The 19352-nt window shown below is 63.7% G+C and carries 21 protein-coding genes; 11 read left to right on the plus strand and 10 right to left on the minus strand.

Going from position 1 to position 19352, the window contains the following annotated elements; all coding sequences use genetic code 11:
* Positions 1–53: 53 nt before the first annotated feature.
* Positions 54–401: a hypothetical protein gene (locus ACVMIH_RS03910; RefSeq protein WP_307720386.1), complete on the plus strand. Its 348-nt coding sequence runs from the start codon at positions 54–56 to the stop codon at positions 399–401.
* 6 nt (positions 402–407) lie between these two features.
* Here ACVMIH_RS03910 and ACVMIH_RS03915 read toward each other — a convergent pair whose 3' ends face one another.
* The gene (locus ACVMIH_RS03915) at positions 408–1244 is read right to left on the minus strand and encodes a metallophosphoesterase family protein (RefSeq protein WP_456827449.1); all 837 of its coding nucleotides are present in this window, start codon (positions 1242–1244) and stop codon (positions 408–410) included.
* A 104-nt stretch (positions 1245–1348) separates the two neighbouring features.
* On the opposite strand from ACVMIH_RS03915, the gene ACVMIH_RS03920 reads away from it, so the two are divergent.
* From ACVMIH_RS03920 to ACVMIH_RS03930, 3 genes are all read left to right on the plus strand, one after another.
* Positions 1349–1501 (plus strand): hypothetical protein, encoded by a 153-nt coding sequence (locus tag ACVMIH_RS03920; RefSeq protein ID WP_456827450.1) that lies wholly within the window; start codon positions 1349–1351, stop codon positions 1499–1501.
* 135 nt (positions 1502–1636) lie between these two features.
* Complete coding sequence (locus ACVMIH_RS03925; RefSeq protein WP_057019781.1) at positions 1637–2059, plus strand: MAPEG family protein; 423 nt, start codon at positions 1637–1639, stop codon at positions 2057–2059.
* A gap of 22 nt (positions 2060–2081) precedes the next feature.
* Positions 2082–3380, plus strand: a complete 1299-nt coding sequence (locus ACVMIH_RS03930; RefSeq protein WP_456827451.1) for an RsmB/NOP family class I SAM-dependent RNA methyltransferase — start codon at positions 2082–2084, stop codon at positions 3378–3380.
* 137 nt (positions 3381–3517) lie between these two features.
* Here the strand turns inward: ACVMIH_RS03930 and ACVMIH_RS03935 are convergent, their stop codons facing one another.
* Positions 3518–4792: an MFS transporter gene (locus ACVMIH_RS03935; protein WP_456860802.1), complete on the minus strand. Its 1275-nt coding sequence runs from the start codon at positions 4790–4792 to the stop codon at positions 3518–3520.
* A gap of 114 nt (positions 4793–4906) precedes the next feature.
* Between ACVMIH_RS03935 and ACVMIH_RS03940 the strand changes: the two genes are divergently transcribed.
* On the plus strand, positions 4907–5356 hold the full coding sequence (locus ACVMIH_RS03940) for a winged helix-turn-helix transcriptional regulator (protein WP_456860804.1): 450 nt from the start codon (positions 4907–4909) through the stop codon (positions 5354–5356).
* A 186-nt stretch (positions 5357–5542) separates the two neighbouring features.
* On the opposite strand, the gene ACVMIH_RS03945 is transcribed toward ACVMIH_RS03940, so the two are convergent.
* Both ACVMIH_RS03945 and ACVMIH_RS03950 read right to left on the minus strand, forming a co-directional pair.
* Positions 5543–5875 carry a DHCW motif cupin fold protein gene (locus ACVMIH_RS03945; RefSeq protein WP_057019784.1) on the minus strand — a complete coding sequence of 111 codons (333 nt, stop codon included), beginning with the start codon at positions 5873–5875 and terminating at the stop codon, positions 5543–5545.
* Between the two features lie 180 nt (positions 5876–6055).
* The gene (locus ACVMIH_RS03950) at positions 6056–6427 is read right to left on the minus strand and encodes a nuclear transport factor 2 family protein (RefSeq protein WP_456860806.1); all 372 of its coding nucleotides are present in this window, start codon (positions 6425–6427) and stop codon (positions 6056–6058) included.
* 137 nt (positions 6428–6564) lie between these two features.
* Here ACVMIH_RS03950 and guaA point away from each other — a divergent pair, with 137 nt between their 5' ends.
* Together guaA and ACVMIH_RS03960 are read left to right on the plus strand one after the other, a co-directional pair.
* The gene (gene guaA / locus ACVMIH_RS03955) at positions 6565–8175 is read left to right on the plus strand and encodes a glutamine-hydrolyzing GMP synthase (protein ID WP_456860807.1); all 1611 of its coding nucleotides are present in this window, start codon (positions 6565–6567) and stop codon (positions 8173–8175) included.
* A gap of 117 nt (positions 8176–8292) precedes the next feature.
* Complete coding sequence (locus ACVMIH_RS03960) at positions 8293–9060, plus strand: hypothetical protein (protein WP_456860809.1); 768 nt, start codon at positions 8293–8295, stop codon at positions 9058–9060.
* 910 nt (positions 9061–9970) lie between these two features.
* Here the strand turns inward: ACVMIH_RS03960 and ACVMIH_RS03965 are convergent.
* A complete protein-coding gene (locus tag ACVMIH_RS03965) occupies positions 9971–10534 on the minus strand; it encodes a TetR/AcrR family transcriptional regulator (protein WP_456860810.1) in 564 nt (187 codons plus the stop codon).
* A gap of 107 nt (positions 10535–10641) precedes the next feature.
* On the opposite strand from ACVMIH_RS03965, the gene ACVMIH_RS03970 reads away from it, so the two are divergent.
* Positions 10642–11295: a glutathione S-transferase gene (locus ACVMIH_RS03970; RefSeq protein WP_456860812.1), complete on the plus strand. Its 654-nt coding sequence runs from the start codon at positions 10642–10644 to the stop codon at positions 11293–11295.
* A 171-nt stretch (positions 11296–11466) separates the two neighbouring features.
* Here ACVMIH_RS03970 and ACVMIH_RS03975 read toward each other — a convergent pair whose 3' ends face one another.
* Together ACVMIH_RS03975 and ACVMIH_RS03980 are read right to left on the minus strand one after the other, a co-directional pair.
* Positions 11467–12066: an NADPH-dependent F420 reductase gene (locus ACVMIH_RS03975; protein ID WP_456860814.1), complete on the minus strand. Its 600-nt coding sequence runs from the start codon at positions 12064–12066 to the stop codon at positions 11467–11469.
* Between the two features lie 36 nt (positions 12067–12102).
* Positions 12103–12837, minus strand: coding sequence for an SDR family NAD(P)-dependent oxidoreductase (locus ACVMIH_RS03980; protein ID WP_456860816.1), 735 nt, complete (start codon positions 12835–12837; stop codon positions 12103–12105).
* 303 nt (positions 12838–13140) lie between these two features.
* Between ACVMIH_RS03980 and ACVMIH_RS03985 the strand changes: the two genes are divergently transcribed.
* A complete protein-coding gene (locus ACVMIH_RS03985; protein ID WP_076831767.1) occupies positions 13141–14037 on the plus strand; it encodes a LysR family transcriptional regulator in 897 nt (298 codons plus the stop codon).
* Positions 14038–14317: 280 nt separating this feature from the next.
* Here ACVMIH_RS03985 and ACVMIH_RS03990 read toward each other — a convergent pair whose 3' ends face one another.
* Entirely contained in the window at positions 14318–14554 is a 237-nt protein-coding gene (locus tag ACVMIH_RS03990; protein ID WP_057019793.1) for a hypothetical protein, read from the minus strand.
* Between the two features lie 375 nt (positions 14555–14929).
* Entirely contained in the window at positions 14930–16075 is a 1146-nt protein-coding gene (locus ACVMIH_RS03995) for an NAD(P)/FAD-dependent oxidoreductase (RefSeq protein WP_456856380.1), read from the minus strand.
* A 366-nt stretch (positions 16076–16441) separates the two neighbouring features.
* Between ACVMIH_RS03995 and ACVMIH_RS04000 the strand changes: the two genes are divergently transcribed.
* On the plus strand, positions 16442–17629 hold the full coding sequence (locus tag ACVMIH_RS04000; protein ID WP_456860818.1) for a serine hydrolase domain-containing protein: 1188 nt from the start codon (positions 16442–16444) through the stop codon (positions 17627–17629).
* Positions 17630–17708: 79 nt separating this feature from the next.
* Here the strand turns inward: ACVMIH_RS04000 and ACVMIH_RS04005 are convergent, their stop codons facing one another.
* Entirely contained in the window at positions 17709–18362 is a 654-nt protein-coding gene (locus ACVMIH_RS04005; protein ID WP_456828442.1) for a glutathione S-transferase family protein, read from the minus strand.
* Positions 18363–18469: 107 nt separating this feature from the next.
* Between ACVMIH_RS04005 and ACVMIH_RS04010 the strand changes: the two genes are divergently transcribed.
* Complete coding sequence (locus ACVMIH_RS04010; protein WP_076824982.1) at positions 18470–19306, plus strand: IS5 family transposase; 837 nt, start codon at positions 18470–18472, stop codon at positions 19304–19306.
* Positions 19307–19352 lie beyond the last annotated feature (46 nt).

A 19352-nucleotide genomic window follows, 5' to 3' on the forward strand; every position in this document is an offset into this window, starting at 1 on the left:
TTACAGGCCCCGGAAGCTCCCATTCCGCGCAACAAAGTATCAAAAGCGCCACAATGGCGGGGATTTGGGGGCCTTTCGGCCCCCATTTGCTTGACGGAGACCCGCAGCAGTTGATTCAATATGGCTATATTTCAGGTGTAGCCATGATTTTTGAAGCTATTGTTTTCGGGGTCATTCTCCTCGCCGTCGGCTATTGGGCGACGATGTTCGTCATGGGCCGCCGCGACGACGTCTTGCATGGAAAATTCGTCGAGGAGCAGCCGGACACGACGCCGGTCCGCTTCATGCCGCACGTAGCTTGCGTGCGGCCCGCGCAGGCGGCACCACAGCCCGACAAGGACACGCTGCAGGCGCTGCTCACCGTGATCAAGCAGGACCTGCACGACGCGGCGCGGAGCTGACGCGGCTCAGGCCGGCTCCTTGCCGAGCAGCATGTCCAGGTCGACATCGACCTGGCCCTTCGCCCTGAGGTGGCGGACCTCGAAACTGTCGGGCTGGAAGCGGTATTCGACGAGACCGGTTTCCTTGATGCCGATCACCTCCTGCCGCGCGTCGGAGATGACGAAGCCGGCCGAGGGCGCCCAGATGTGTCTCACATGCTCGAACGTATAGTCGCGACGCTGGTGCACATGGCCGCTGCCGACCAGACGCCAATCGACCTTGCCGAGCATCTCGATCAGGCGGCGGCGCGCCGGCTGCGGCACGAAGCGGATCGCGGTCTCGGCGTGCTCGGCATCGTAGGGCAGGTCGAGATAGATCGGCTTGTGTAGGAACAGCGCGACCGGCCTGCCGACCGCCTTGTCGAGCGCGCCTGCGAGCCAGTCGAACTGCTCGGCCTCGCTGTCGAGGCCGGTGTTCATGATCAGCGAATTCAGCCCTATGAAGCACCAGCCGGCAGCGTCGAAATGCCAACGATCCTCGCCGAGCACCGAGGTGAAGGCGCCGCGCGTCTCCTCGGTCGGCAATTGTGAAGGCGTGGGGCCGACCGCGGTCGGATTGTCACCGATGTCGTGATTGCCCGGCAGATAGAGGCAATCGACGGGCAGCGCGTTGTGCAGCTCCTTGGCGAACGCCAAGTCGTCGCGGCTGGTCGGCCCGTCGAACGAGACGTCGCCGGAGTTGAGCACGAGATCGGGACGCGTCGCGCCGATGTGCTCGCTGACGCGATGAAAGTTGTCGATCAGCGGCTTGAAGCGGCGCGCGAGATGGGTGTCGGAGATCTGTGTCAGGCGAAATTGGGGCATGCATCGCTCCTTTCGGCCGGAGCATAGGTCGGCGCGAAGTCGGAACGATGACGATTTCGCCGTCATGTTCGATGCCTCGTTTGAAGCCCTGTTTGATGTGTTGTTTGGTTTTGCGCCTTTGGGGCGGTCGCTGGATCGCCAGTTGCCGCACCGATGCCGGCGAGCCCGCCGTCACCATGCCGGGCACGCCGCTGCCGGGGGCCGCGCTGTCGAGGATCAGGGTGATGATGCTGATCGGGCCAACCGTGAGGGACTGAAACCGCCATTGGTCCTGGGAGTTGGTCACCCGGGCTCGGATTACGGTTCAACGGGTTACCGCGCACGCTTCATTGTGTTGGGGGCGAGTGGCGGCTAAGAGGGCGGCGGGCGCCCGCGGCTGAGGGAGATTTTTGATGTCGGTTCAAATGGTTCTGTTACCGGTCTTCATCCAGATCGGGATCACCTTCGCGCTGTTGTTCGCCATGGCGACGACGCGCACGAGGGCGCTGACGAGCGGCGAGACCAAGATCGGCGATATCGCGCTGCGCGAGCCGAACTGGCCGGCCCAAGCCACCAAGTTCGGCAACTGCTTCGCCAACCAGTTCGAGCTGCCGATCCTGTTCTATGTCCTGATCGCTATTGCGCTGCCGCTGCGCCGTGCCGATCTGTTCATCGTGCTGATGTCCTGGGTGTTCGTGGTGACACGATTTGCCCATGCCGGCGTGTTCGTCACCTCCAACGACGTGCGGCCGCGCTCGCTCGTCTGGTTCGCCGGCGCGCTGGTGCTGGCAGCCATGTGGCTGTATTTCGCGCTCAGACTGCTGCTGCTGATCTGATGCGCCCAACCGAAAGAGATCAATGACCCCCGCTGCCCGGCTTTCCGCCGCGATCGAGCTGATCGCCACCATCGACGCACAGCGCATTCCCGCGGCGAAAGCGCTGAAGGAATGGGGCACCGCGCACCGTTATGCCGGCTCCGGCGATCGCGCCGCGATCTCCGGCCTGATCTGGGACGTGCTGCGCCGGCAATCCTCTGCGGCCTATTTGATGGATGACGCCAGCGCCCGGTCGCGCGTGCTCGGCATGCTCAAGCTCGAACGCGGCATGGACATCGCCACGATCCAGGCGCTGTGCGACGGCGGCCGGTTCGCGCCGGATCCGCTGACCGCGACCGAGGAGGCCGCATTGGCCTCGCGCTCGCTCAAGGATGCGCCGGCGCATGTCGCGGGCGATTATCCGGACTGGCTCGACCCGCATCTGGCAAGGGTGTTCGGCGACGACCGCGCCGCGGAAGCGACCGCGATGGCGAGCCGCGCGCCGCTCGATCTGCGCGTCAACACGCTGCGCGGCAAGCGCGAGAAGGTGCTGCCGCGGCTGTCGCATCTCGGCGCCAGGGAAACGCCCTGGTCGCCGCTCGGCCTGCGCATCGAGCTCGGCGCCGACGCGCGCAATCCCGGCATCCATGCCGAGGAGGATTTCATCAAGGGCGCCATCGAGGTCCAGGACGAGGGCTCGCAGCTCGCCGCTTTGTTCGCGGCGGCCAAGCCGGGCGAGCAGGTGATCGACCTCTGCGCCGGCGCCGGCGGCAAGACGCTGGCGGTGGCGGCGATGATGCAGGGCAAGGGCCGGCTGATCGCGACCGACAGCGACAAGCGGCAGCTTGCGCCGATCCATGAACGGCTGTCGCGCGCCGGCGTGCACAATTGCGATGTGCGCACGCCGCGCGGCGAGGAGGAGGTGCTGTCCGACATCAAGGCTTCCGCCGACCTCGTGCTGATCGACGCGCCGTGCACCGGCACCGGGACCTGGCGCCGCAATCCCGACGCCAAATGGCGCATGCGCCCCGGCGCGCTCGATGTGCGGCTGAAGGATCAGGCCGAGGTGCTGCAGCGCGCCGCGCCGCTGGTGAAGGGCGGCGGCCGGATCGCCTACATCACCTGCTCGGTGCTCTCGGAGGAGAACGGCGAGCAGGTCAGGGCCTTCATCGCGCGGCATCCTGAGTTTTCCGTGCAGCCGCCGGAGCAGACCGCAGCGGTGCTGTGGGACAAGGCCGAAGCCTTTGCCGAGGCTGCGCTGCAGTCAGCGGAGGGCCTGCTGATGACGCCACGCCGCACCGGCACGGATGGGTTCTTCGTCTCGGTGTTGAAGAAGGCGTAACGCTTCCCCCGCCGTCATTGCGAGGAGCTCGCGACAAAATTGCAGAGCAATTTTGCGCAGAAGCGACGAAGCAATCCATTTCTCCGCTTGCGGCACGATGGATTGCTTCGCTTCGCTCGCAATGACGGGCGTGTCCACTACGCTTCGGAGCACGCACCAATCGGCACCGGCGTCCGGCTCACCACGATGACCCAGTACAGCAGCGCGCAGGCGCTGATCGCGGCACCCAGGACGCAGACGCCGGGCCAGCCGGCGGCCGCATAGGCCATTGTCGAGCTGATCGCGCCAAAACCTGTTCCGATCGAATAGAACACCATGTAGCCGCCGACCAGCCGGCTCGCCGCGTCGGGGCGCGCGGCGACGATCAGGCTCTGGTTGGTGACATGGATCGCCTGCACCGCGAAGTCGATCATCAGGACGCCGGCCACGACCAGCCATAGCGAGGTGTTGAGGCAGGCGATCGGCACCCAGCCGGCGAGCATCAGCAGCAGCGACAAGCCGGTGGTGCGCTGCCCCCAGCCGCGGTCGGCGAACTGACCGGAATTGCGTGCCGCCAGCGCGCCGGCGAGGCCTGCGATCCCGAGCATCCCGATCGTGGTATGCGACAACGAGAGCGGGGGTGCCGCGAGCGGCAGCACGACCGAGCTCCAGAACACGCTGAAGCTCGCGAAGATCAAGAGCGCGAACACCGCGCGTTCGCGCAATACCTGCTCCTCGACGAACAGCGCGAGCGTCGAGCGCAACAGCTTGGCGTAGGACGATCCGGCCATCGGCTGCGGCGCATGCCGCGGCAGCGCGCGTGCCAACAGCGCCGCCAGCACCAGCGTCAGCGCGGCCGAGGTGAGGTAGACCACGCGCCAGCCGCCGAGATCGGCCAGCGCGCCGGCGGCAAACCGTGCCAGCAGAATGCCCGAAACCACGCCGCTGGTGACGGTGCCGATGGTGCGGCCGCGGTCGGCCGGCGCCGCCAGCGTCGCGGCGTAGGCGACCAGCACCTGGATCACGACGGCGAGCAGCCCGACCAGCACCATGCCGACAAGCAGTACCGCGGCGTTCGGCGCGGCGCCGACGATGGTGAGCGCGATCGCCGACAGCACGGTCTGGCCGACGATCAGCCTGCGGCGGTCCCAGAGGTCGCCGAGCGGCACGATCAGCATCAGGCCGAAGGCATAGCCGATCTGGGTCAGCGTCACGACGCCGCCGATCACCGCCGGCGTGATGGAGAGATCCTGCGCCATGGTGTCCAGCAGCGGCTGCGCGAAATAGATGTTGGCGACGCTCAGCCCGCAGGCGACGGCGAACAGCAGCACGACGGCGGGAGACAGAGCGCGAGCCGTGGTGTGGCCCGACTTGTCGCTTGTCCTGTGATGGTCCTCGGCCGGCCGGGCCTCAGTCATGGTCTGGTTCGTCATCTTGCCTCCGCTGCAATTCGCAATCTGGTCTCATCATGAGACCAGTTGCGCCGAGCGCTGTCTAGTCCTATTTTAAGACCAGTTCGGAATCGTGATCGAGAAAGGTTGGCCGCGATGAAGCGGACCGCATTTGCAAAAGCGGAATGCCCGGTGGCGCGCGCGCTGGATGCGATCGGCGACTGGTGGTCGCTGCTGATCGTGCGCGACGCTTTCGACGGCCTGCGCCGGTTCGGCGACTTCCAGAAGAATCTCGGCATCGCCAAGGGCATGCTGACGACGCGGCTGCGCACGCTGATCGAGCTCGGCGTGCTCGAGCAGGTCGCAGCCTCCGACGGCAGCGCCTATCAGGAATATGTGCTGACCAGGCGGGGCCACGACCTGTTCCCGATCGTGGTCGGCTTGCGGCAATGGGGCGAGGCGCATCTCTTTGCGCGTGGCGAGCCGCATTCGGTGCTGCTCGACCAGGCCGGGCAGGCGGTCGGGCAGCTCGTGCTGCCGTCGAAGAGCGGCAAGCCGCTGGGCTGGGCGGACACCAAGGTGAGGAAGGCGGCGCGGCGGCGGTGAGCGAAGGGCGAACTCTCTCCACGTCATTGCGAGGAGCGAAGCGACGAAGCAATCCATGTCTCGGCAAGCGGCGCGATGGATTGCTTCGCTACGCTCGCAATGACGGGGATGGAGCCAGGCCGTCGCCCTTCGAGACGGTCGCTTCGCGACCTCCTCAGGGTGACGCGAGAGAGTGGAGGCCCTGCCTCAATCCACGATGAACAGCGTCGCACCTGTCTTGGTCGACGAGCGGTGCGCGGCGTCGCCGAAGTCGGAGACCTGGTAGCTCATGCCGGGCTTCAGCGTGAATCTGCGGCCGTCGCGCAGCTCGGTGTCGAGCTCGCCCGCGACGACGTAGAGCACATGGCCGCGATCGCACCAGTGATCGGCGAGGTAGCCGGGCGAATATTCCACCATCCGGACCCGCAGCTCGCCGATGTTGAGCGTGCGCCACAGCGCCTGTCCGGTCTCGCCGGGATGCACTGAAGGCTCGAGCATGTTCCAGTCGGTGACGGTGAAGGGCAGGGTCGGGATTTTCATGCGCGTGGTTCCTGACGTTCTGTTCAACCCAGGAGTCCTCTACTGTCATTGCGAGGAGCGAAGCGACGAAGCAATCCATCGTTCCGCATATGCGGACGAAATGGATTGCTTCGCGGAGCCTGTCATCCGGCGGCGCTTCGCGCCGACCGGGTGGCTCGCAATGACGGCTGAGAAGCAGCCTCACCCCACCAGATGGTTCGCCGAGCCCTGCCGGATCTTCCCCTCGGCATCCAGCCGCAGATACTCGCAGATCTTCTTGCCGCGTTCGTTCTGGTAGAACACGACAACGCTGTCCGGCGATACATAGAGGTCGATCAGCTCGAAATGCAGCTCGGGCAATTTCGCCAGCGCGGCGCTCCAATAGGCCCTAAGCTGCGTCTTGCCGCGCACGGTGCCTGACGCGCCGAACCCGAGCGCCGGGATCCGGTCCGAGGTCATCTCTGCATCCTCGGCATACATCGCCAGCACCCGCTCGAGGTCGCGCGCGTTCCAGGCGGCGATCCAGTCGCGGCCGAGCGCGGCCAGGCGGGATGGCTCATGAAAATCCGGCATTGGTTTCCTCCATGTGGCTTATGGTCAAATTAGGTCAATAATACTGACCTATATCGATTTGTCCATGCCCAAAGAAGAATGTGGGCGCCCCTTCGAGCGCGGTTGCGGGGGCGGGCGCCGTCGCGTATCTGCTTGCCATGACAGCCCAGCACACAGCCCAAGACACAGTTCAAGCACCGTCGACGCCCTCCGTGGCCTCGGCGCATGACAAGATTCTGATTGTCGATTTCGGCAGCCAGGTGACGCAACTGATCGCCCGCCGCGTCCGCGAGATGGGCGTCTATTCCGAGATCGTGCCGTTCCAGAAGGCGGAGGCCGCCTTCAAGGAGATGAAGCCGAAGGCGGTGATCCTCTCCGGCGGTCCGGAATCGGTGCATGAAACCGGCTCGCCGCGCGCGCCGCAGCTGATCTTCGAGTCGGGCGTTCCCGTGCTCGGCATCTGCTACGGCCAGATGACCTTGGCGGCCCAGCTCGGCGGCGAGGTCGAGGGCGGGCACCACCGCGAGTTCGGCCGCGCCGATGTCGAGGTGAAGACGGACAGCCAGCTGTTCGACGGCATCTGGGGCCATGGCGAGAAGCACCAGGTGTGGATGAGCCATGGCGACCGCATCACCAGGATGCCGCCCGGCTTCTCCGTCGCCGGTACCTCGCCGAATGCGCCGTTCGCGATCATCCAGGACGAGACGCGCAAATATTACGGCCTGATGTTCCATCCCGAGGTGGTGCACACGCCCGACGGCGCCAAGCTGCTGCGCAACTTCGTGCGCAAGGTCGCGGGGCTGACCGGCGACTGGACCATGCGGGCGTTCCGCGAGGAGGCGATCGAGAAGATCCGCGCCCAGGTCGGCAAGGGCAAGGTGATCTGCGGCCTCTCCGGCGGCGTCGATTCCGCCGTCGCGGCGGTCTTGATCCACGAGGCGATCGGCGACCAGCTCACCTGCGTGTTCGTCGATCACGGCCTGCTGCGGCTCGACGAGGCTAAGACCGTCGTCGACCTGTTCCGCAACCACTACAACATCCCGCTGGTCCATGTGGACGCGTCGAAGGAGTTTCTGGGCGAGCTCGAAGGCGTCACCGATCCCGAGGTGAAGCGCAAGACCATCGGGCGCTTGTTCATCGACGTGTTCGAGGCGGAAGCCAAGAAGATCGGCGGCGCGGAATTTTTGGCGCAGGGCACGCTCTATCCCGACGTGATCGAGAGCGTCTCCTTCACCGGCGGCCCGTCGGTCACCATCAAGTCGCATCACAATGTCGGCGGCCTCCCGGCCCGCATGAACATGAAGCTGGTCGAGCCGCTGCGCGAATTGTTCAAGGACGAGGTGCGCGTGCTCGGCCGCGAGCTCGGCCTGCCCGAAGTCTTCGTCGGCCGCCACCCGTTCCCGGGCCCCGGCCTCGCCATCCGCTGCCCCGGCGATATCACCAGGGAAAAGCTCGACATCCTGCGCAATGCGGACGCGGTCTATATCGACCAGATCCGCAGGCACGGCCTCTATGACGCGATCTGGCAGGCCTTTGCGGTGCTGCTGCCGGTGAAGACCGTCGGCGTGATGGGCGACGGCCGCACCTACGAATACGTCGTCGGCCTCCGCGCCGTCACCTCGACCGACGGCATGACCGCGGACTTCTACCAGTTCGACATGAAATTCCTCGCCGAGACCGCGACGCGCATCATCAACGAGGTGAAGGGCGTGAACCGGGTGGTGTACGACGTGACGTCCAAGCCGCCGGGGACGATCGAGTGGGAGTGAGGGGTTGCAACCGTGGCTTTTAAGGTGGACTATTTCAAGTAGATTGACGTGGTTTTCCCCTTGGCGCCTAGGCGACCGTTTGATCGGTCTCTTTGCTGTGCACAATCCTGAATCCGAATGCCTGACATCACTCTCGAGCATTTCAAGCGAGCGATATTGGACGTCAGCGCGAACGGCGACAACGATACGCTTCCGTTCGATATCGACAATCGTTTCCTTGCAGAATGCCAGGACGAGCTGGCCGGGATCGCGTTCAAATTCAGCGAAGAATTGGCAAAAGCGAGCAGGGAGGGCGCTAAGAACTTAATTGACGAGTTACCAATCTTTTCGGAACGGTTGCTCGTTCCGGCCGGAACAGCGGGATTTCGAATAACGACGAAGGTCCATCCATTCTGGAATATCTATTTTAATGCGTTGGGAGTCGCTGTCGCTGAGGCGTTTGAACCCGGACGCAGTCCCAGAGCCCATTCTTATCGGTTCGCCCCAAGCGGGACGAGTTTATTTAATCGCGACGCATCGTGGCGAGCGTTTCGAGAGGCGAGTATCCAAGATTGCAATGGGATACGGGCTGTTCCGGCCGCTGTGATCGACGCTAGTGACCTGCAAAAGGCCATGCTATTCGAAGTTGCGGTTGCTGCAGCCGAGCAATTGGTCGAGGGAAGAGAATCGATTGATTGGGATGTTTGCTTGATGGTGGCCGCGAGGCGGCAGAGAGAATATTTTGACGCGAGGATACCTCAAGCTCTTTCAGATGCAGATCGGACCGCTTCGTTGCAGGTCGCTCAAAACCTTGTTGTGATGCTTGAAGAGTTTCAGGGGGAATGTGAGGGCGAAGACCTTACGGGGCAACGGCGGACAAAGCGCGCAGGCCTGTCACTCGGCTGAGTTGCCCGACGCAAATCAAATCACGCCTCACCGCCTGCGACAAATCACCCCGACGGGCAACTCACCAAAACCTGTCAATCCCACGATAAGAAAATATTCCGCTTGGCGTTTGACCCAACTCAGATGTTCAATATGCGCATCCCACCCGACACGAGGGGCGGATCGCGGTCGTCACGAACGTGGTGTGGGATGCGGTGGACGCCGAGTGCGCGACTGACGAGTGCGCATGAGGCGGACGGTGAAGTCGTGTGGTCCTGACGCCCTAGTGGTAGGTGCCTTCCGCGAGATGCGAAGCATCTTCGCGAAACGGTGACAAAAAAGCCCAGTCTCGCCGGGGAGAGCACGAAGTAAGCCGCACAACCATCGCGCAGGGAAGGCCGGATGTTTCCGGTTACACCTGTGGTCCTATTCCCGAGCTTCCTACCCATTGCTCGGGGCCCATGGGTGCGATCGGCACCCGGTCTTCCCTGCGCCCTCTGATCGAAGAGGGTGAAATCAACAGCAAAGCTCGGACGATTATCGTCGCGAGAACGTGGTGTCATATCTGACGCTGTTTGAAACCGTTGAACCGAACTGCGCGCTGCCCATCCGGCGCGGCCAGGGCGTCTCCCCGCCCTTCGAACGGCGCCCGTGCGCCGATCACTGCTCCTTCTTGAACAAATCCTGGAAGATGAGTGGGCCCCAAACGCGGCCGCGTGCGTGCACCAGCGAGCGTAGCCCGGATGAGCCAACGGGTCGCGCGAACGCGCGCCCGATGACGGGCTCCGCGATATCCGGGGCACTCCTGTCAGCGTGTCGCGTGGTGTCCCGCATATCGCTTCGCTCATGCGGGCTACGCGCTACCATGGCTTAGAACGATCGAGTGGGAGTAGGGCGTCGCTGCCTCACGTCGACCTGACGTTCGCACCATCTATGCCGGCAGAAGACCCGCGGCGCGATAGCTGTCGATCATCGAGTCGTAGAGCGAAATATCGGAGCGGCTTCGGGCGATGAGCTGCGCGCCGGCGACGGCGGCGAAGATGGCGCGGGCCCGCTGTTCGCTCTTTCTCGAGCTGACCAGGCCCGCGGCCACCAACAGCTTGCTCAGCCACGCCACGTTGACGTCGGCAAAGGTCTGGACCTCCTTCTTCACCGCGTCCGGCAGGTCGTCGACTTCCGCCGACATGAAGCTGCAGAGGCACATGCGGTTGTTGCTCTCGAGCGCTTTGCGAAACACATCGGGATATCGACGCAGGCAGCGGACAGGATCGGCCGCTTCTGCCAGCATCGCCTCGAGTTGGGCGGCGGTGTCCTCCCAGTAGCGCCGCGCGACGGCCACGCCGAGATCGGCCTTGCTCGGAAAATGGTGATAGATGCTGGCGGCCTTGATCCCGACTTCGTCCGCGAGATCACGGAAATTCAACCCGCCATAGCCGCGTGCCTGCGCGGTCCGCTTTGCTGCCGCCAGGATGGCTTCCCGAGAGCTCGAACTCACTTCGTCGCCTCACTGCTTCGTTATCTACCAAGTGACAGATAGGCGTTGACCGGCCGGATTTGAAGGCTAATTTGACCCTACCAAGTGACAGGTAGACAGGAGTCCTGATGAAGATCTACGATTGGCCAACTGGCCCATATCCGGCCCGCGTTCGTATCGCTTTGGCCGAGAAGAACCTGCGGTCGCAAGTGGAGTTCGTATTGGTCGATCTCTACAAGGGCGAGCACAAGAAGCCCGAATTCCTTGCCAAGAACTACTCCGGCACGCTGCCGGTGCTCGAACTCGACGACGGGACCTTCATTGGCGAGTGCACGGCCATTACCGAGTACCTTGACGCGCTCAATGGCGCGCCGACGCTGACCGGCAGAACGCCGCGCGAAAAGGGTGTGATCCACATGATGAGCAAGCGCGCCGAACTGGAACTGCTCGACGCCATCAGCGTCTATTTCCACCACGCCACGCCGGGTCTCGGGCCTCATGTCGAGATCTATCAGAACCCCGAATGGGGATTCCGTCAGCGCGACAAGGCCCTCAGGGGGATGCACTACTTTGACGGCATTCTGAAACGACAGCCGTTCGTCGCCGGCGAGGTGTTCACGATGGCCGATATCACCCTCATCGGCGGCTTGATCTTCGCGGGACTGGTGAACGTGCCGGTGCCGGTCGAGTGCGAGGCTCTTTTGGCATGGTATGCGGCGATGCAGGAGCGTCCCAGCGTGAAGAACCGGATAGCGATGTCCGAGCCGATCGAGGCATCTTGATCGAGATCGCAGTTTGCGAACGCCGCCCTCGCGAGTCTTACGCGAGGGCGGATCGCCAAGATAGCAAGCGTAGCTCGGATGAGCGCAGCGACATCCGGGGTTTTCAGATCGGCGCTCCGCGTCTTGTCCCGCATGTCGCTCCGCTCATGCGGGCTACGGGTCGCAAATCCGTTACTGCTCCTTCTTGAACAAATCCTGGAAGATGAGCGGGCCCCAAGTGCGGCCGCGTGCGTGCACCAGCGCGCCACCCTCGTTGAGCTTTCCCAGCTTGACGGGTGCGAACCCGAGTTGCTTCGCCAAGGCCGCCACGGGAGCGGTCGCGTCCTCGTCGTCACCAGACAGCAAGACGACCCGGTGCCCGCCCTCGACGATCGGATCGGCAGCCAGCTTGGCCGCAACCAGGTGATTGAACCCTTTGACGAGCTTGGCGCCGGGGAACGCCTTCGCGACGAAGGCGGAGGACGGGAGGCCGTCCAGCTCTTCGGGGACCGGAAACGCGTTCATCGTGTCGATGATCGTCTTGCCTTTCCAGCTCGGCAGGGCCTTCGCAACCTCGCGATGCTCCCCGAACGGGACCGCCAGGATGATTGTGTCGGCCTCGAGTGCTTCCCGCAACGACTTGGCGACGACCGTGGGTCCAATCGCCCGAGCCTGCGGCGCCAACGCCTCGGGCGGCCGGCGGCTCGCGACGGTCACGTTGATGTTCTTACGGGCGAAGGCGTGGGCGAGGGCCTGGCCTACCTTACCGAATCCTACAATCGCGTAGCTCATGGTGCTTCTCCGATCCGTGTTGGTGTTGATTCGATTTCAGATGGCCGAAAAACCGCCGTCGACAGACAACTCCACCCCATTCACGAAGCTCGAATCGTCTGAGGCAAGAAACAGCGCGGCCGCCGCAATTTCCTCGGGACGACCCATCTTTCCCCGCGGGATCAGGGATTCGAACATCCGCTTCGCTTCCTCGGTGAGAACCTGGTCCTGCATCGGAGTGGCGATCGGCCCCGGGCTCAGCACGTTCACCCGGATATTCCTGCCCTTCAGTTCGTTGAGCCAGGTGCGTGCGAATGCGCGCAACGCCGCCTTGCTCGCCGCATACACGCCGTAACCAGGAAAGCCCTTCACCGACGCGACCGACCCGGTCATGAAGATCGAGCCGCCATCGTTGAACAGCAGCAACGCCTTCTGAACCGTAAACAGCGTGCCGCGCGTATTCAGGTCGAAGGTCGCATCGAAATGCTGCTCGGTAATCTCGCCCAGTGGGACGGCGTTGCCGATGCCGGCGCTCGCGTACAGGACGTCGATCCTGCCCTTTTCCCGCTTGACCGTGTCGAACAGACGGTCGAGGTCGTCGAGATTGGCCGCGTCGCCGCGCACGCCGGTTACGTTCTGGCCGATTAGCCTGACGGCCTCGTCGAGCGCCTCCTGCCTTCGGCCCGTGATGAAAACATAGGCGCCTTCTTCAACGAACCGCCTGGCGCTCGCCAGCGCCATGCCGCTCGATCCACCCGTGATGACCGCAACCTTACCCTCAAGCTTTCCCATGAGTTCTCCTTTCGTCGTGTCGGACAGCGTCTCTGGTCCCATTTGCGAGATGGCCCCCGAGAACCTCGACGTAGCTGCGCCGGCGTCAGGCGTTGAGTGATGAAGCGTGCACATCGGTGGTGCGAAATCGATCCGGCCGGATGACTGACGCCAGCCGCGACGATCGGTGTCCGCCGTTCGGAATTGGGCCGCGCTTGACGGCATGGGCTAGGATGACCGCCCGTGCTACCCACATACGAGATGCTGTTCGACGTATTGGACACGGGCTTTGGAAGGCGCACCTCAGCGGTGCTGGATTGCACCATGATCGACTGGGATGACGTTCGCTACTTTCTTGCCGTCGCGCGCGGAGGCTCGGTGCGGGCTGCCGCCGAACGGCTCGGGGTGAACCACTCGACCGTGCTGCGACGCGTCGCCCAGCTGGAGGAGCGGCTCGGAGCGCACATGTTCGAGAAGCTGCCTTCGGGTTACCGCCTGACGGCTGCGGGGGAGGAGGTCCTCGAGCTCGCGGACCAGATGGAAGCGTCGTCGCACCAGCTGGAGACGCGCGTCTTCGGCCGCGACCAGGGCGTGCGCGGGCTTCTGCGGGTGACGCTGGCACCGCCCCTCGCGACACACCTGCTCATGCCGGACTTCGCCGATTTCGCACGACTGCATCCGGACATCGAGATGGAAATCCTGTCGTCCGGTGAGCTGGCAAATCTGACCAACCGGGAGGCCGATGTCGCGATCCGCGTCGTCTACGACCGCAAAACCCTGCCGCTCAATCTTCACGGCCTGAAGGGACCGGAGCTGTTCGGCGGCATCTACATATCCCGCGATCGACTGGCCGCGTGGCGCGCGGGCGCGCCTGATCCTGTCAGGTGGATCGTCATAAGTATTCACGGAATTCCGGACTGGGCTCACGAGGGTGAGGTGCGCGCCGCCGAGGTTCCGTTCAGGGCGACAGATGCCGCGGCGCAAATCGTCGCGGTGCAGCAGGGGATCGGCATGACGACGCTGCCGTGCTTCGTCGGAGATGCCGACCCGCTGCTGGTGAGAGTGCCGGGCACCGACTTGCACATGTACGGAACGCTCTGGCTTCTCACACAGGGAGAGACACGCAAGACGAAACGCGTGCGGCTCTTCACCGAGTTCGTATCCCGCAGGCTCACCGCATACGCGCCGCTTCTCGCCGGACTGTCCGTATCACGCGACTGACGCGCGGGCAGGTCGCCGATGGCGCTTGCCGCAATCCGATCGGAAGCCGAGCCGCGATTGCACCAAGCGAAAATCGCGGCCAATCCCTTGCGCTGCTGACGGTAGCAAGCGTAGCCCGGATGAGCGAAGCGATATCCGGGGCATTTTCTATCGTGTGTCGCGTGGTGTCCCGCATATCGCTGCGCTCATGCGGGCTAGTCACTGTTTCAGCGGAGCGATGGCACATCGCGCCGGTCAAGCAGCTAGGAGGCCGCTCGACCGATCGATGCGCGCCACGCGATCAATATGGACCCGGCTCGCAGGGGACATTGTTGCCGGTCCAGGGCGCGGTGGCGAATGAACCGACGCGCGGCGCCGGAATGCAGGCGCGACCGTCGACATAGACGTGCTCGGTCGGCGCGGCGGCGCTCGCCTCCGCGACGTGGCGGGACATCGCGTGGGTTTCACGCGCCATTGCCGGCGACGCGATCATGGCAACCGCGATCAAGGAAGCCGACAGGAGTTTGACGTTGGTCATGGAGTTTCTCCGTTTTGTTTATGGGGCCGAGGAGTCTGGCCTCGTCAGATATTTGTGCGCGGCAACGGCGGACTTAAATGCAATCATCACTCACGCCGGCTCAACGCTGCGTGAGCAACGAGATACTCTTCGTTGTGTCGCGCGATGCAGACGATCACCGACAGGCCAGATGAACGAAGCGTAATCCATCACGTCTTCGGGTGATGATCGTGAGGGTGCGTTACGTCCGCGTTGGCACTCCTACGGGTTCAGCAAGCGTAGCCCGGACGGGCGAAGCGATATCCGGGGCGTGTCGTGGCGTCCCGCATATCGCTGCGCTGATGCGGGCTACCCGTGCCTTGGAACTTTCGGACGCAAACGCCGCACAAAACTCCGTCACGGCGCGAGCTCGGCTCTGATCTCGCCGAGCAGCGCCATGCCGCCGAGCCGGCCGAGTTCGTCCGAACATTTTGCGCTCTTGCCGTAGCAGCAGAACGCGACCGTGACGCGCTCCGAAAGCGGTCCGATGCAGGGCAGTCCGCTGTCGCCGAAGGTGGTCATGCAGGGCACGACGCGGCGTTCCTCGAAAGCGAGGTCGCGAATGCGTTCAAGGATCTGTCCTTGAAGCCGATCGGCGACTTCAATCGATCCGCCCGAGCGGAACCAGTCCTTGATATCGGCCTCGCTGTCGAGCGGAAGATCGACCGGATCGCCGCCGAGCTTCAGCCAGGTCTGGCCGTCCGGATAGCGGATCGGCGGCAGGATGTAGGGATTGTCACCCTTGGGCCCGAGACAACGCATCGATGGCATTCCGGCCAGGCGTTGGGTCTCCGCCGCACCAAGCCGGAACAGCGCTGCGGTCCGCCCATAGACCGTAAAGCTCAGGGAGCGGCCGAGCAGCGATTGGGTGTGCCCGCCCGCCGCAACCAGAACGCGCTCGGCCTCGACGCTGCCCGATTGCGTCCGGATCGTCACGCCGGAGCCGCTTTCCGAAATCCCCAGCGCGGGTTCGTCGATAATCCGGGCGCCGGCGCGCTCGGCCGCGATCGTCTGCGCGCGGACCAGACGGCGCGGGCTGATGTATCCGGCATTGCGTGGCTCGAAATAACCCTGCATTCCCGCCGTCGATTTCAGAAACGGAAAGCGCTCCGCGAGCCCCGCATCATGATAGGCTTCACACCGGATCCCGTCTTCGGCACAGATCCTGCCGATCGAAGCAACATCGGTAGTTTCGCTGCGGCCGATGTGAAGCGCACCGGCTTCCCGGTAGAACTCCACGCCGCTCTCCGCTGAAATCTCGCCGTAGCGCGAAATCGCAGCGCGGTTCGCTTGCCGCCAGAACGGCCCTGGATCGTAACTCCGCGTGATGCGACCCTCGTCATAGTGGCTGCCGAAGACGCCGCCATGGCGCGAAAAATCCGCCGGCTCATCGGGCCCGATCAGCGCAACATCGTGGCCCATCTTGCTCAGATGCCGCGCAGCCGCCGATCCGATCAGGCCGCGTCCGATCACCGCAAGTTTGATCGCTTGATTGGTGCTCACGAAGAAGTCCTGCGCTCTGCCTGCATCGGCGGTGTGACCATGTCATTTCCGATGCTCCGGCAGCAAGCATAATCCAGCCGAGCGCAGGTGGACCGGCGAAGCGTAATCCGCCACATCTTGAAGCCGGGCGCGAGGCAGCAGGTTACGCGTTCGGCTAACCCGGCGCCGATTTCCCGCGAGACTCTTCGCGACTGCCGGGAAGTCGGCGCAAGCCGGCGTCTGACGACGCTGTTTTTCCGCGCGAACGCTCCACCGAGCGAACTTGAAACAAATAGTCACGGGTGATTTCACTCGCGCTGAACGACGTTGTATGAAAGGATGCAACCAAGGGTCAACATGGTGCATCTTCACCGGCAGGAGGGCGAAATGAGCGACCAGATGATCGAGGCGACGACAAGTCCGGCACAGATCGTTCAACAGGCGGCCGAAAAATATCTCGGCATCAGCAACGCCCCTGGCTGCTGCATCGCGGTCTATGACGAAAAGTCGTTCGGCACCAAGGGCTACGCCTACCCCAAGGGACTGTCAGGCGTGGCCGGCTCTTCGCCCGCGCCATTCAGTGTCACGACCGACACGGTGTTCGAGATCGGATCGGTGACCAAGGTGTTCACCAGCACATTGCTGGCGGTGGCGGTCAAGGCGGGTGGGCCTTCTCTTGACGATACCATCGGCCCTTATCTGAACCTCTTCAGCGCGAACGCGGTGGGAACGCCGGTGCTGGACGCCATCCAGCTCGTGCAATTCGCCACCCATACCTCCGGCATGCCGGAGCAGCCGGGGGACGGCTTGACTGGCTACAGCGAGCAGCTGTTTGCGGACGAGCCGCCCTCCAGTGAACTCATCAACTGGTGGAATCAATATGATACGCCGCCGCAGGGCTGCTGGCAGTATTCCAACATCGGCTTCGTGACCCTGGGCTTTGCGGTCACGCAGATGTTTGCGAAAGACAAGGGCCATAACTACAACGAAATTTTGGCCGAATACATCACCGGTCCGCTCGGCATGAAGCAGACCGGAGCGGTGCTCAATTCGTCGTGGAAGATCGCGCAGGGATGTATCGGGCATTGGAGCAAGAGCTCCGAGCCGCCATATCCGATCGTCTTCGACCGCAACACGCCGACCGGCGGCACGGCCTTTGATCTGAAGACCACCGGCGACGACATGATCAAGTTCCTTGCGGCGCAGATCGCGGCGCCGAAGGGGCCGCTCGGGTCGCAGATCGCGCTGACGCAGCAGAACCAGGGGACATTCCCCATCTGCGGGGAGAAGACCAGCGTCACCATGGGCCTCGCCTGGCAGATCACCACGGACACGCAGGGCCATACCGTTTTCACAAAGAACGGCGCGACGAGCAGAGGCGGATTCGAAGCGATCGTGATCGTCGTGCCGGAACTGAAATGCGGTGTCGCGGTGCTGAGCAACCAGTATTTCGATGCGTCGGGCGTGCACCCCGCGGGGATCGCACCCGGCCGCACCGCACTGGAGATTATCTCGCAGCTTCATCCAGGCTTCGAACTGACCGAACCGCTGCCAGAACACGATCCATTCGACTAGCAAACCTGGCCCGGGCAGGCGCAGCGATGTCCGGGGGCCTTGCCATCTGCGCGAGGGCCTGTCGCTGTTGTCGCCAACCTCAGCCGGTCGGTGGTTTACCCGTGTTGACCGCCAGCTGAGCCTCGAAAGCGCGCTGGTAAGCCGGCCGGGCTTCGCCGCGGGCGACGTAGGCGGACAGGCCCGGATATTCGTCGAGAATGCCCGATGCTCTCAGCCGGAGCAGCACCGACACCATCATCAGGTCGCCCGCGCTGAACGCGCCGTCGAGCCAGTCGGCCTTGCCGAGGCGGGGGGAGAGTTGCTTCAGCCGGTCGCGGATGCGATCCATGACCAGCGGCAGGCGGTCTTTGGTCCAGGGCTTGTCGCTCTCCAGAATCCTGGCGGTCATGAGTTCGAGGATCGGCGGTTCCACCGTGTTGACCGCGGCAAACATCCAGGTGATCGCGCGGGCGCGGGCATTGGCATCGCCGGGCAGCAGGCCGGCATGACGCTCGGCGATATGGAGCACGATCGAGCCTGTCTCGAACAGCGCCAGATCACCTTCCTCATAGGTCGGAATCTGGCCGAAGGGATGCAGCGCCAGATGCGCGGGTTCCTTCATCGCCTGGAACGAAACAAGGCGAACCTCGTAAGGCTGGCCCGTTTCTTCCAGCGCCCAGCGAACGTGCGTATCGCGCGCCAATCCCTTGCCGCCATCGGGCGACCGTTCGAAGGCGGTAATGATGGGCGTCATCGTTTCTCTCCATGTCCTTGCGTCCTGAGAGCCTGACTGAAAAATGGGTGAGTGATCTCAGTGGGGTGTGATTCCATCGGATTTGCAAAGATTCGAGGGAGAGCACGATGCCCTGGACCAAGATCACTCGGGAGCAATATCGGCGGGACGATCTGCGTTATGCAAGCGATATGACCGATGCGGAGTGGGCGGTGATCAGACGCCTGTTGCCGCGAGCGAACCGGCGCGGCCGGCCGCGTAAGACGGAGCTGCGTCGTGTGATCGAAGCGATCCTCTATATCGTTTCGACCGGCTGCCAGTGGCGGGCGTTGCCGCAGGAGTTCCCGCCCTATTCGACGGTGCAGGGCTATTTTTATAGATGGCGGGATACAGGCCGGTGGCAGAGGATTGTCAGCGTGCTTGTCCGCCGGGCGCGAAAAAAGCTTGGACGGACACCGAAGCCGACGGCAGCCGTGATCGACAGTCAAAGTGCGCCAACCACCCAAGCTGGTGGACCGCGCGGCTACGATGCAGGCAAGCGCATCTACGGCCGCAAGCGGCACATTGTGACGGATACCAATGGCCTCCTCCTTGGGGTTCATGTTCATCCCGCCAACGTTCAGGACTGCCATGGCGCCGTACCGCTGCTGAAGAACGTGCGGATGAACTTCCCCCGGCTGCGCCACGTCTTTGCCGACCGGATCTACCGCGGAAATCAACTCCTCGACGCGCTCTCAGACTGCGGTCCATGGACTGTCGAGATCGTCGAGCGGCCTCAAGGCGTCAAAGGCTTCCAGCTTCTGCCGAGGCGGTGGGTGGTTGAACGCACATTCGCTTGGTTCGGCAGATGCCGCCGCCTCGCCAAGGACTTCGAGGCGACGGTGGCAACCGAAGCTGCCTGGCTGCTGATTGCACACATCAGGCTCCTGACCCGCAGACTCGCGGCTGCAGCTAAGGTTGGGTGATTTATGAGTCAGACTCTGAGGACGAGCGGGCGGCGCGCGCCCCGAC

It is taken from the genome of Bradyrhizobium sp. USDA 4503 (assembly GCF_054055815.1).

Bases quoted from the DNA above. Each gene is read 5' to 3' on its own strand.
- ACVMIH_RS03910 (WP_307720386.1), top strand. From the start codon at position 54: ATGGCGGGGATTTGGGGGCCTTTCGGCCCCCATTTGCTTGACGGAGAC.
- ACVMIH_RS03915 (WP_456827449.1), bottom strand. From the start codon at position 1,244: ATGCCCCAATTTCGCCTGACACAGATCTCCGACACCCATCTCGCGCGC.
- ACVMIH_RS03925 (WP_057019781.1), top strand. From the start codon at position 1,637: ATGTCGGTTCAAATGGTTCTGTTACCGGTCTTCATCCAGATCGGGATC.
- ACVMIH_RS03930 (WP_456827451.1), top strand. From the start codon at position 2,082: ATGACCCCCGCTGCCCGGCTTTCCGCCGCGATCGAGCTGATCGCCACC.
- ACVMIH_RS03935 (WP_456860802.1), bottom strand. From the start codon at position 4,792: ATGACGAACCAGACCATGACTGAGGCCCGGCCGGCCGAGGACCATCAC.
- ACVMIH_RS03940 (WP_456860804.1), top strand. From the start codon at position 4,907: ATGAAGCGGACCGCATTTGCAAAAGCGGAATGCCCGGTGGCGCGCGCG.
- ACVMIH_RS03945 (WP_057019784.1), bottom strand. From the start codon at position 5,875: ATGAAAATCCCGACCCTGCCCTTCACCGTCACCGACTGGAACATGCTC.
- ACVMIH_RS03950 (WP_456860806.1), bottom strand. From the start codon at position 6,427: ATGCCGGATTTTCATGAGCCATCCCGCCTGGCCGCGCTCGGCCGCGAC.
- guaA (WP_456860807.1), top strand. From the start codon at position 6,565: ATGACAGCCCAGCACACAGCCCAAGACACAGTTCAAGCACCGTCGACG.
- ACVMIH_RS03960 (WP_456860809.1), top strand. From the start codon at position 8,293: ATGCCTGACATCACTCTCGAGCATTTCAAGCGAGCGATATTGGACGTC.
- ACVMIH_RS03970 (WP_456860812.1), top strand. From the start codon at position 10,642: ATGAAGATCTACGATTGGCCAACTGGCCCATATCCGGCCCGCGTTCGT.
- ACVMIH_RS03975 (WP_456860814.1), bottom strand. From the start codon at position 12,066: ATGAGCTACGCGATTGTAGGATTCGGTAAGGTAGGCCAGGCCCTCGCC.
- ACVMIH_RS03980 (WP_456860816.1), bottom strand. From the start codon at position 12,837: ATGGGAAAGCTTGAGGGTAAGGTTGCGGTCATCACGGGTGGATCGAGC.
- ACVMIH_RS03985 (WP_076831767.1), top strand. From the start codon at position 13,141: ATGATCGACTGGGATGACGTTCGCTACTTTCTTGCCGTCGCGCGCGGA.
- ACVMIH_RS03990 (WP_057019793.1), bottom strand. From the start codon at position 14,554: ATGACCAACGTCAAACTCCTGTCGGCTTCCTTGATCGCGGTTGCCATG.
- ACVMIH_RS04000 (WP_456860818.1), top strand. From the start codon at position 16,442: ATGAGCGACCAGATGATCGAGGCGACGACAAGTCCGGCACAGATCGTT.
- ACVMIH_RS04005 (WP_456828442.1), bottom strand. From the start codon at position 18,362: ATGACGCCCATCATTACCGCCTTCGAACGGTCGCCCGATGGCGGCAAG.
- ACVMIH_RS04010 (WP_076824982.1), top strand. From the start codon at position 18,470: ATGCCCTGGACCAAGATCACTCGGGAGCAATATCGGCGGGACGATCTG.